Below are 10,674 nucleotides of genomic sequence, written 5' to 3'. Positions count from 1 at the left end.
ATAATCTCTTTCTTAGATAATGATATAGATAAGCCATTTATATCTGGAAGTTTATATAATACAACTAATCCTAGCCTAATACATAATCCCCTAGATTCCCATAAGACTTCCTTATCAAGTAGAACAATAAACTTAACAAATATAAGAAGCTTAATAAGCCAAACAAATTCATCAAAACCAACAAGCTTAACACAAACAACAGCTACAACAAATTCTTGAACATATCAGATTTATAAGCATTAACAAATTTATTAAGCATAACATAATTAATAAAATTGTACCAATAGATTCACTAAACCAAGCAGATTCATCACAAACAGAGCATTCAAACACAGCAAACATCATTGAACAAGGTTATAATGAACTTACCCTATCAAATATAAAAGATAATGAAGAAATCTATGTAAGAGCACAAAAAGACTATAATGAATATATAAAACATAATTTCTCTCAAACTATACAAAACAATAAAGATTCTAAAGTAAAAGGAAGTTACACAGAATCTATTACTAAATATCATAAGCAAGAAGTATTAGGTTTAAAAGATGTAAGAGTTGGAGGAGAATATCTTACTAATGTAGCACTAAGTAAAGATACCATAGTAGGATTAAGTAATACTCTAAATGTAGGAGCTAGTAATAAACTAAGAGTGGCTAAGGATAGTAGTGAGTATGTTGGGGGAGATAAAACAATAGAGATAAATAATAATTTTTCTAGTAGTGTTGGTAGGGATTTACATCAAATTGTGAAAGGAGAGAAGCAAGAGCATATTGAGGGAAGTTTGACACAGAATATTCAACGAGAAATGTTTCTTCATATTCAGCAAAACTTCTCTACCAATGTCAAAGAAAATCTTGCCACTAATGCCAAATCGATGCAACATAATATAGAAGAACAATATTCACTTCAAGCCGACAATACTACACTAGAATTACAAAGCGATTGCTCCATACAGGCAGGAAATGAAATTACATGCAAAGTAGGTGAAACCACTATAACGATTTCGGGTGATAAAATAATCTTAAAAGCAGGTGGAGTTGAAGTAGTTATAAATTCCAATGGTTTAGTAGTAAAAGGTGGAGAGGTTAAGAGTGAGTAGAGAATCCAACAACCAAGAAAATATAAATCCCACAATGTTAAAATATAACAATGAGGCAAAACCCACAGAATCTATAAAGCGAGATTCTATAAAACAAACTTCTATAAACATAGAATCTACAATGCTAGAATCTAGCACACTAAAATCTAATTATTTAGAATCTAAAAAACCCAACGACACTAAAAACAACGAAACCAAAAACAAAGATAACATAAAGCTAGATTCTAATGGTGATGAGATGATTTGGGAGTTGGAAAAAAAATTAATATATTCAATGCTCTATGGAGTTGGGGAATCTTGATTATTGTTTTATTGGCAGTGCTTTTTGTTTTCACATTGCTTCCCTTAAAATATAGTTTGGGATTTGCAACTTTTCTGATATTTGTCATTGGTGTGTTAGCAATTATTGGGATATTTTGTGATTTTTTTTATAAAACACTTAATATTAAAAAAATATATGCTACCAAGGACTATCTTGTCATTGAAAGATTGTTCAACAAAAATATAATGATTCCACTTGGAAGTTTTTATATAAGATTGACAGGTGAACCATCTCCGATTATTTTGGACAGTGTTGGTTGTTTTAGCTTTGTTTCTATTATCAATTTTCAACAGCAAAAAGAATTGTATAATTTTATATTACCGAGCATAAATCCGCTAAAATCCACGAATTTTAATTTACTAGAACAAATAATGATTCCAAAAATTGAATTATATCTTGCCAATATAGGCCAAGATGACTATGAAAAAATATCAATACAAGAACACCCAGAGATTATAGGCTCAAAGATTGATTTTGATAGGATAGATAAGATGAGAAAGGAAAAAGGCAATGGAAAATAAAAATATCTATAAAGGCTTAGAATGTTATTGCAATGAGTTTGAAAAGATTCCAATTTATAGGAGAAAGTTAGGAATGGCTGGAGTTACAGCGACCTATGGAGTGGCAATAGGAGAAAGTTATACAAGTTATAAACTTGATAAATATTTAGAATAAAGTGAGTAAGGAAAAATAATATGGGTGAAATTCATAGCAATACACAATTTTATAACAATGCAGTAAGCAATAATACAGCAAACAACAATAACACAGAATCTAAGAAGTTAGATTCTAAAACTCAAGAAAATAGAAAACTAGATTCTAATGGTGATGAGATTGTGTGGGAGATGAAGAGAAGTTTTCATATTGGGAATAAAATATATCGTATCTATTTCCTTATAATTAGCATTATAGTATGTTCTATTATCACCTATACAATATTTTGGACAGCATCTCCACTTAATGGATTTCGAGGACTATTTTTAATTTTATTCGTGCTGGCTATATATTATGTTTTTTTATCAGAAATCTTAGGACTATTTAATTTTAAAAGACTATATATTACTAACAATTATCTTATTATTGAAAAATATATTGGCAAAAAAGCAATGCTTCAGCTAGGAAGTTTTTACGCTCATTCCTCGAGACTTCCCACTAATCCTTCAAGCCCAAAATTAACAAAAGATTTATGTCTTACATTTTTTTTACAAAATAACGAATTTCGAATTGATGAATCAAATTTATCCTATGATAATACTACAGATGAATTAGCTAATAAATTAAATGTAATCTTTGAGCCATACATAACACAATATCTACTAAACTTAGATGAAAAACAATATTCAAAGATTAAAAATGATACCTTCATCAAAAATGAAATTTCATACTTCAAAGAGATAGACAAACTAAGAGAGGAAAAAAGAAACAATGATTGAAAATAAAAATATTTATAAAGGTTTAGAATGTTATTGCAATCACTTTGAAAAGATTCCTATTGATAGGAGAGATTTAGGAATAGCTGGAGATATAGCACCTTATGCTTTTGCAATAGGAGAGGGTTATACAATCTATAAATTTAATCAATATGCCAAACAAGAGAATATAGGACAATGGGGGCAAAAATCAGCAAGAATAAATATTAAAATGAATGGAGGATTATTAAGTTTTTTACAAGCAATAATAGAGGGGAAATCTGGTGAGAGAGGATTAAAAGAAGCAGGAATTAGTGTTGCAAGCGGAATCTTTGCAGACAAGATTATTGACAACAAACTAGGCAACAAAATAATTGAAAATGCTACAAAACACACCCTTAACCAAACTAGCAAACTCGCCTCAAGCAGTGCCACTAGACTTGCTACTTCAAGGGTAGCTTCAAATATTGCAGTCAAAACAGGCGTATCTCTCCTAACTCGCATTGCCACAGGAGCAGCCACAGGTGCAGCAGTTGGTTCTACTGCACCTATTGTAGGCACAATAATAGGTGCAGTAGCAGGAGCATTAATAGCTGGAATGGTTAATGATTATATGTTTGCAGACGAAGACAAACAACTAGAAAAGGATAAAGCCCATAATGCAGAGATAGAGAGATTAGAAAAAGAATACAAACTAAAGATTGATAGAATCAATGATTATCTTATACGCAATCACTATATAGAGCTAAGAGAACTTACAGAAGCAGAATCTGAAGAACTCTGTAAAGAAGCAAGTAATCTTAAGAGTAGTTATTTTAAAACTATTATGCTTATGCAAAGCTTTCCTAATTACTTGGATAGAGATAAAGAGTTCTATGACACATTGCAGGTTAAAGAGTTAGATTCCAAGCAAGATTTGAAAGATAAAGATTTTAAAGACAGATATTCTAAAGAAGCAGAATCTAAAGAAACAAATAAGATAGAATCTAAACAATTACACATAAAACCCATAGCAGATTCTATACCTCTTACTATAGAGATAGAGAAATGCCATAATGGTATAAGTGGGAATCTCCTAGGAAATACAACAATATATATTTATAATCATAGATTTAAAAGAGTGGTAGCTAAAGGCAAAAGTGATAATAACGGAAAGCTTATAGTGCATAATGTCTATGTAGGGAAAGAAGATACTATAGATAAATTAAGCTTTATTACTGATAGAGATAACTTTGATGAAAGTAACTTTGAATTAAGTCTTAGTCAATATGAAAGCTTTACAAATATACAAAAGAAACATAAAAGCACAAAAGAATTAAAACTCTTACAAGCTTATTTTAGCTTTAATGGTTCAAAACTAAGCCTTGAATATGAATATGAGGTATCTAATCTCAAAGCAAATATCTACAAAGATACTATAGAACTAATCCCTACACATAATCTCAAGGATACAAGGTTTAGACAATATATCAAATATGCTTATATGGTATTTGATATAACTGATAGCAATATAGATGAGAAAACAAGCAATATCACTATTGCAAACAGAGCAATGCTAGGACTAAAGAATCTGGGGAATAGTGGGAATAATAAGTATGAGATAAGAGAGAGTTGGCGAGAGAAAATAGTTATATTCTTTGCTTACTTTGATAAACAAGAAAAAACACCTTTCTTTAAGGCATTATTTATTCATAAACCTATTGTGATTTTAGACTTAGGTAATAGTGGTGCAATACCATTAGAATACGAACAAAATAGTATGAAAAGGGTGGATATAGTTTATGATATTATCCAAATGATAGAGGCTAGACTAAAAAATATAGCAACTCTTATAAAATTACAAAAAAATAGTGATGAGATAATAGGTTTGGATGAGAGGGTAAGGAAAGTTAATGCCATAAAACAAAACACACAAAGTAAGAATTTACTCTTTCTATCACTTCATATTGATAGTGAAGCGACAAAGAGTGCTAGTGGAATGCGGTGTTTTTACAATGATAAAGCATATGCAGAACAAGAAAAAAGATTTATTAAGCACCTAAAAGAAATATATCCTGTAACAAATAATACTTACTTTGAAAACAAATCTAATCTCTATCTTACAAAATTTGTCAATGTGGCTTCAGTGCTTGTAACACTTGGCTTTATAAGCAATGATGACGACAAAGCGAGATTAAATAATAAAACTCAAAGAAAAGCAATAGCTAATAAATTATTCTTAGCTATTAGTAACTATCTCCGTAAAAACAATAAATAATATTCGCAAGTAATAGCAGTGGTTTTTTGCATTGCCTAGAATTGGAGATGAAGTCATAATCTCTTTCTTAGATAATGATATAGATAAGCCATTTATATCTGGAAGTTTATATAATACAACTAATCCTAGCCTAATACATAATCCCCTAGATTCCCATAAGACTTCCTTATCAAGTAGAACAATAAACTTAACAAATATAAGAAGCTTAATAAGCCAAACAAATTCATCAAAACCAACAAGCTTAACACAAACAACAGCTACAACAAATTCTTGAACATATCAGATTTATAAGCATTAACAAATTTATTAAGCATAACATAATTAATAAAATTGTACCAATAGATTCACTAAACCAAGCAGATTCATCACAAACAGAGCATTCAAACACAGCAAACATCATTGAACAAGGTTATAATGAACTTACCCTATCAAATATAAAAGATAATGAAGAAATCTATGTAAGAGCACAAAAAGACTATAATGAATATATAAAACATAATTTCTCTCAAACTATACAAAACAATAAAGATTCTAAAGTAAAAGGAAGTTACACAGAATCTATTACTAAATATCATAAGCAAGAAGTATTAGGTTTAAAAGATGTAAGAGTTGGAGCAGAATATCTTACTAATGTAGCACTAAGTAAAGATACCATAGTAGGATTAAGTAATACTCTAAATGTAGGAGCTAGTAATAAACTAAGAGTGGCTAAGGATAGTAGTGAATCTATTGGGGGGGATAAGAGGGTGGAGATACAGGGCAATTATACAGAATCTATACAGGGGGATTCTAGTAAGAATGTAAAGGGGAATAGTGTGGAAGTGGTAGAAAAACAATACAACTTACAAGTCCAAGATTCTATCAATATAGAATCTACTAATGAAGCTACACTAAGAGCTAAAGGAAATCTACTCTTTACTTCTAATGCCTCTATGGGATTTGAAACAGATTCTAATGCCACATTTATAGCCGATAATATTTCACTAGAAACAACAAGTGATTATGCTATCAATGCGGGCAACACTATTAATTTACAAATTAATGAAACTTCTATTTCTGCTACAAGTGATACAATAATCCTTAAAGCTGGTGGCATAGAAGTAGTTATAGATTCTAATGGACTTGTAGTAAAAGGCGGGGAAGTAACAAAGGGGCTACAAAGCACACCATAACAGCTACCAAAGTGGTTGCTATGAATTTGAGGAAATACTTTTGCTTTGCACCAAAAAATTAGCAAGATAACTTAGGGTATAACGCGATGTTGATATTTACCGATTAAATCCATAACCTCATTTAGATATTGTTTATACTCATCCCTTTGTGCTTCTTCTCTACTAGCATCAGTCCAAATTATTTTTGTTGGTATTTCCGCAACAACATTAGGTTCAATAATTGAGACTATTTTTATTTCTCCACTTTCAATAGCAGAAATTAATCTCTCTTTTGTCGTTCCCAAAACCTTTGCTGTTTGGATACCTGCTGTTTGGACATTTTTCAATTCGTTTATTGTTCCCTCCTTACACGTCTTATCCCACGCTCTCCAATATGCCTCATCACACTTCTTGTCCCAATCCTTTTTAGCTTGGCTACTCCATTCACTATAAGGTGTATTACCATCTGGAATATGATTTGGACCACTAAAACCCTGTCCTACTAAGTATCCCATTGCAAAATCTCCAAAACCCATTTTTAGCTCCTTTCTATGTTTTTTATTTTATTTAGGGGGATTATAGCAGAATCCTAAAACCCTTTTCAAATAAGCTTTAAGATGTCTTTGCTCTCATCCACAAACAACTCTGTATGTATAAGCACTACTAACTAAGAATGCGTAACAGCTCTTTGCTGATATTGCTTTAAAAACTCTGCAAAGATTTCCTTGTATGTATTATCTCTTTCAGTAATCATCTTAGCAAGTCTATCTTTTGCTTGAATTTCCATACTCTCATAAACCATAAAAAGTAGAGAGCCAAACTGATATGAACCTTCTTTAACTCGTTTGTGTTGCTTTTGTATATCTTGCTGATATATGATATTAAAACACGATGTAGCTTTACCTACCATTTCTCTCCATTTCTCTAATAGCTAACTTTTCAGCTTCTGTAAGATCTCTATGTTTTCTTACATAGGTGTCACGAGTTTGATAATAGCCATAGATATAAGAGCCTATAACTAATCCAAAGACTGCTATTGCAAAAAATACTATCCACATATTTGGTTGCTCCTTTGTTTGTTTTAGTAAGATTAAAGCAGAATCTAAAAAAACTTTTTTCTCAAACATAGGTAAAACATCAAACACTAGATTCTAAAATGCCAATTTCATACCCAGATTCACATTTGTCATATGTGGATAATATCGCTGTGAGCCACCGTGGGTATTAAGGACATTAATAATCCCGCTAAAATGCTCTGTAAATCCAAAATCAAGCAAGAAATTCACTTCATTCACCCTATCATAAGGCTTTAGCGGCTCATTTACCATAGACATTCCCCTAAACTTCGTGCTACCATACACCACCGCAAAACTCACTCTATCAATAGCAAACATCACCTTGCCATACCATACATTCGCATCTACGCCTTCAAGCAAGGCTCTCCCACCCCACATAAAAAATGGACTGACACTATTGCCAAGCGTATTGAGAGACCCCCAGCCGATATTGCTTCCACTGCCGATATAGCCTCCGCTCACTTCTGCCATATCTTTCACACCTACATAAACTTTCACATCCGTGTTGTAGCCATTGCCCTCCTTGCCTTTTTGCACGCCATAGGTTTGCTCAAAGCTCGTGGCAAAATGTCCGCTCAAACCGATATAAGACTTTGAAGCTTCATATCGTGCAGAGGCTTTCACACCTGTGGCATAAAACATACTTGGATTAGCAATGCCATAGAATTTCACACTCATTACTTCGCCGATATGGTATTTAAAACTCGCCTGTGTCAGCCCAAGGCTATTGTGTGGATTCACATCATAAAAGCCTGTCATTTTATTATACTGCACATAGCCACTATTTTTTACCCACAAGCCTTCAATCAGTGCATTTGGCAAGGAGCGATTCCGCAGCCACAGCCCATCTACAAGCCTATCTGCCCATTCAGAATCTGCAAAAATACGCCCAGCCTTAATGCTCGTATTACCATCAAAATATTCTAGATAGCTTTGCCCTAGCATCGTGCGATCATTCATATAAAAATCCCTAGACGCATCGCCCTTGCCATAGCGATTTGGATTATTTGTAAGATTCCCAGCTCCCCAGATAGAATCTTCATCGTGTTCATATAAAACACCAACTGCCCTAAAGCTCACCGCCACACGCAAATATTTATAAAATGCCGAGTGATAGGCTAAGCCCACACTGCCTACCATATAGCCAGATTCACTAAAGTCATTTTTGCCTTTATTGCCACCTTGATTTTTTGTGCCATTTGTGTAATTGCCATATAGGGTAATATCACCGCTTGAAACTCCATTTTCTAAGGCTTCATCAATACTATCATACCCCCACGCATACCCCCATACACTACCGCAAAGCATTGCAGCTAAAACTATTTTTTTCATATTTTTCCTATATCCAAAGGTTATCTAATAAACGCGTTTTGCCAACTCTAAGTGCGATTAAAAAAATACTTTTTTGCTTTTCTATCATTGCAATGGGTTTAAGCTCTCTATTGAAAAAATCCGCATAAAAAAGTGTAGTTCCACTCTGTGTTAAAGATTCTAACGCAAGGGCTTTAAGCTTATCCACTTTTACTTCGCCATTGTCAATTTCATTTTTCACTAAAGCAATCGTGCGTGGGATACACAGAGCAGTCTCTCGCTCCTTTTGGCTCAAATAAATATTGCGTGAGCTTAGAGCCAAGCCATCATCATCACGCACAATCTCACAAGGCACAATCTCAAGATTCAAAAACAAATCTCGCACCATTTTTTGTAAAATCAGCACCTGCTGTGCGTCCTTTTGCCCAAAATATGCTTTATGTGGCTGAACCAACATAAAAAGCTTTAGCACCACAGCAATAACCCCAGCAAAATGTGTCGGTCTATCAAAGCCCTCTAAAATATAGCCCATATTTCTTGGGGGATTAAAAGTAATTTCATCTGTGCTATACATATCTTCCACACTTGGAGCAAATACCGCACTCACCCCTGCTTTTTCACATAATGCCAAGTCAGCTTCCAAAGTGCGAGGGTAGCTCCCAAAGTCTTCATTCTCCCCAAATTGCGTAGGATTTACAAATATAGATACGATTGTATGCTTATTTTCCTGTAATGACTTTTCAATCAAGCTTGAATGTCCTTTATGCAATGCCCCCATAGTCGCCACAAAGCCTACACTACCCTCTAGCCTACTGCGAAACTCCCGCAAAGACTGCCTATCTCTACACACTTCCATTCATCGCCTTTAAAATATCTTGCACCACTTCTATGGGCTTATCTGCCTTATAAATAGGGCGTCCAATCACGGCAAAATCACTTTTGCAATCTAACGCATCACGCAATGTTGCCACACGCTTTTGATCCCCCGCATTTTCCCCAAATGGGCGGATTGCTGGTGTGATAGTAAGGAAGCTAGAATCTGTGCGTTGCTTAATAGCTAAACTTTCATAAGTAGAACACACCACACCATCAATCCCCGCCTTGTAGGCTAAACTCGCAAGTTTAAGTGTATGAGAAAATACAGGGGCATTATACACCTCCATAAACTCATCATTATCAAAGCTTGTCAAAGCACTTACACCAATGATAAGGGGCATTTGATACTTTTCTTTTAATCTAGCGATTTCTTTCATAGCCCTTAACCCACAGCTTGTGTGGATTGTCAGCATATCAACGCCAAGCTTTTGGACTTCAATAATCGCATCAAGCATTGTGTTTGGAATATCATAGAGCTTCAAATCTAAAAAGATTTTATACGCACCATATTTTTTAATAGATTCTATCCCGCCTATCCCATCGCGGATAAAGCTTCTTAGCCCAACTTTTAGCCAAATATCTTGCTTTTGTGATGATGAAAGGGTATTTAAAGATTCTAACAAGCAAAGATTTTCTTGCAAATTTTCATTATCAAGGGCGATACAGAGCTTCATTTATCCCTGCCTTTATCTTTATTCACATTTTGTGAGAGAGAATCTAAACTTGTAGATTCTATTTTAGAATCTTGTGCTTCCTTGCTCGTTTGCCTATGAGCCTTACTCAACGCATCAAGCACACCATTTAAAAAACGCGGTGTATTATCCTCTCCACCATACATCTTGCCAAGCTCAATAGCTTCATTAATCACCACGGGAGAATCTGTGTCAGTATAGAGAATCTCATACGCCCCAAGTCGCAAGACTGCCTTTTCCATTCCACCAAGCCTAGAGAAATCCCACTCCTTAAGATAAGGGATAATCGCTTCATCAATGCTTTGTAGATTTGTAATCGCACCTTGCAAAAGCAAAAACGCAAAATCCTGTTGCTTATTTTTAATCTTTTTCTCTTCAAACATAGAACGCGCAATGTCTAAAATATCCTTATTCCCCAAGTCATAGGCATACAGCATTCCAATAACCGCCTCTCGTGCCTGCGTGCGAGTAGCCATAAGTC

Annotated in this window: 15 protein-coding genes and 3 pseudogenes; 11 read left to right on the top strand and 7 right to left on the bottom strand. The window is 33.9% G+C overall.

The window, feature by feature from the left end; all coding sequences use genetic code 11:
• The 11 genes and pseudogenes from LS74_RS11460 to LS74_RS11450 form a co-directional block, all read left to right on the top strand.
• Positions 1-219, top strand: a pseudogene (locus LS74_RS11460) (bacteriophage T4 gp5 trimerisation domain-containing protein); the annotation flags it as partial.
• Positions 212-589, top strand: a pseudogene (locus LS74_RS11735) (bacteriophage T4 gp5 trimerisation domain-containing protein); the annotation flags it as partial. The pseudogenes LS74_RS11460 and LS74_RS11735, both read left to right, overlap by 8 nt.
• A 60-nt stretch (positions 590-649) precedes the next feature.
• Positions 650-1,099, top strand: coding sequence for a bacteriophage T4 gp5 trimerisation domain-containing protein (locus LS74_RS11455; RefSeq protein WP_236096893.1), 450 nt, complete (start codon positions 650-652; stop codon positions 1,097-1,099).
• Positions 1,092-1,400, top strand: coding sequence for a hypothetical protein (locus LS74_RS08910; protein ID WP_034589323.1), 309 nt, complete (start codon positions 1,092-1,094; stop codon positions 1,398-1,400). The genes LS74_RS11455 and LS74_RS08910 overlap by 8 nt, the downstream gene beginning before the upstream one ends.
• Entirely contained in the window at positions 1,343-1,942 is a 600-nt protein-coding gene (locus LS74_RS08905; RefSeq protein WP_167480478.1) for a hypothetical protein, read from the top strand. Before LS74_RS08910 ends, LS74_RS08905 begins: the two co-directional genes overlap by 58 nt.
• Positions 1,932-2,096, top strand: coding sequence for a hypothetical protein (locus LS74_RS10940; RefSeq protein ID WP_004084747.1), 165 nt, complete (start codon positions 1,932-1,934; stop codon positions 2,094-2,096). Before LS74_RS08905 ends, LS74_RS10940 begins: the two co-directional genes overlap by 11 nt.
• Positions 2,097-2,116: 20 nt before the next feature.
• Positions 2,117-2,854, top strand: a complete 738-nt coding sequence (locus LS74_RS08900; protein WP_034345506.1) for a hypothetical protein — start codon at positions 2,117-2,119, stop codon at positions 2,852-2,854.
• A complete protein-coding gene (locus LS74_RS08895; protein WP_138129047.1) occupies positions 2,847-5,087 on the top strand; it encodes an N-acetylmuramoyl-L-alanine amidase family protein in 2,241 nt (746 codons plus the stop codon). Before LS74_RS08900 ends, LS74_RS08895 begins: the two co-directional genes overlap by 8 nt.
• 31 nt (positions 5,088-5,118) lie before the next feature.
• Positions 5,119-5,361 carry a phage baseplate assembly protein V gene (locus LS74_RS11700; protein ID WP_034576387.1) on the top strand — a complete coding sequence of 81 codons (243 nt, stop codon included), beginning with the start codon at positions 5,119-5,121 and terminating at the stop codon, positions 5,359-5,361.
• Positions 5,354-5,779 (top strand): annotated as a pseudogene (locus tag LS74_RS11730) (bacteriophage T4 gp5 trimerisation domain-containing protein); the annotation flags it as partial. The gene LS74_RS11700 and the pseudogene LS74_RS11730, both read left to right, overlap by 8 nt.
• Positions 5,780-5,791: 12 nt before the next feature.
• Positions 5,792-6,259 (top strand): hypothetical protein, encoded by a 468-nt coding sequence (locus tag LS74_RS11450; RefSeq protein ID WP_236096892.1) that lies wholly within the window; start codon positions 5,792-5,794, stop codon positions 6,257-6,259.
• A 71-nt stretch (positions 6,260-6,330) separates the two neighbouring features.
• Here the strand turns inward: LS74_RS11450 and LS74_RS08880 are convergent, their stop codons facing one another.
• The 7 genes from LS74_RS08880 to nusB form a co-directional block, all read right to left on the bottom strand.
• Positions 6,331-6,774, bottom strand: a complete 444-nt coding sequence (locus LS74_RS08880; RefSeq protein ID WP_034587903.1) for a hypothetical protein — start codon at positions 6,772-6,774, stop codon at positions 6,331-6,333.
• 131 nt (positions 6,775-6,905) lie between these two features.
• Complete coding sequence (locus tag LS74_RS08875; RefSeq protein WP_034587902.1) at positions 6,906-7,148, bottom strand: hypothetical protein; 243 nt, start codon at positions 7,146-7,148, stop codon at positions 6,906-6,908.
• Positions 7,138-7,383, bottom strand: coding sequence for a hypothetical protein (locus tag LS74_RS08870; RefSeq protein WP_138129043.1), 246 nt, complete (start codon positions 7,381-7,383; stop codon positions 7,138-7,140). The genes LS74_RS08875 and LS74_RS08870 overlap by 11 nt, the downstream gene beginning before the upstream one ends.
• A gap of 6 nt (positions 7,384-7,389) precedes the next feature.
• On the bottom strand, positions 7,390-8,646 hold the full coding sequence (locus LS74_RS08865; protein WP_034587901.1) for an Opr family porin: 1,257 nt from the start codon (positions 8,644-8,646) through the stop codon (positions 7,390-7,392).
• Positions 8,647-8,653: 7 nt separating this feature from the next.
• Positions 8,654-9,481: a pantoate--beta-alanine ligase gene (gene panC / locus LS74_RS08860; RefSeq protein ID WP_034587897.1), complete on the bottom strand. Its 828-nt coding sequence runs from the start codon at positions 9,479-9,481 to the stop codon at positions 8,654-8,656.
• A complete protein-coding gene (gene pyrF, locus LS74_RS08855) occupies positions 9,468-10,175 on the bottom strand; it encodes an orotidine-5'-phosphate decarboxylase (protein ID WP_034587895.1) in 708 nt (235 codons plus the stop codon). The genes panC and pyrF overlap by 14 nt, the downstream gene beginning before the upstream one ends.
• Positions 10,172-10,669 (bottom strand): transcription antitermination factor NusB, encoded by a 498-nt coding sequence (gene nusB / locus LS74_RS08850; RefSeq protein ID WP_034587886.1) that lies wholly within the window; start codon positions 10,667-10,669, stop codon positions 10,172-10,174. Before nusB ends, pyrF begins: the two co-directional genes overlap by 4 nt.
• Positions 10,670-10,674: the final 5 nt, after the last annotated feature.

It is taken from the genome of Helicobacter magdeburgensis (assembly GCF_000765825.2).
Lineage (GTDB): Bacteria > Campylobacterota > Campylobacteria > Campylobacterales > Helicobacteraceae > Helicobacter_C > Helicobacter_C magdeburgensis.
Note: the sequence above shows the minus strand (reverse complement) of the source record. Positions and strands in the feature narration are given on the sequence as shown.

Coding starts and splice junctions, on each gene's coding strand:
- LS74_RS10940 (WP_004084747.1), top strand. CDS start 1,932: ATGGAAAATAAAAATATCTATAAAGGCTTAGAATGTTATTGCAATGAG.
- LS74_RS08900 (WP_034345506.1), top strand. CDS start 2,117: ATGGGTGAAATTCATAGCAATACACAATTTTATAACAATGCAGTAAGC.
- LS74_RS08895 (WP_138129047.1), top strand. CDS start 2,847: ATGATTGAAAATAAAAATATTTATAAAGGTTTAGAATGTTATTGCAAT.
- LS74_RS08880 (WP_034587903.1), bottom strand. CDS start 6,774: ATGGGTTTTGGAGATTTTGCAATGGGATACTTAGTAGGACAGGGTTTT.
- LS74_RS08875 (WP_034587902.1), bottom strand. CDS start 7,148: ATGGTAGGTAAAGCTACATCGTGTTTTAATATCATATATCAGCAAGAT.
- LS74_RS08865 (WP_034587901.1), bottom strand. CDS start 8,646: ATGAAAAAAATAGTTTTAGCTGCAATGCTTTGCGGTAGTGTATGGGGG.
- panC (WP_034587897.1), bottom strand. CDS start 9,481: ATGGAAGTGTGTAGAGATAGGCAGTCTTTGCGGGAGTTTCGCAGTAGG.
- pyrF (WP_034587895.1), bottom strand. CDS start 10,175: ATGAAGCTCTGTATCGCCCTTGATAATGAAAATTTGCAAGAAAATCTT.
- nusB (WP_034587886.1), bottom strand. CDS start 10,669: ATGGCTACTCGCACGCAGGCACGAGAGGCGGTTATTGGAATGCTGTAT.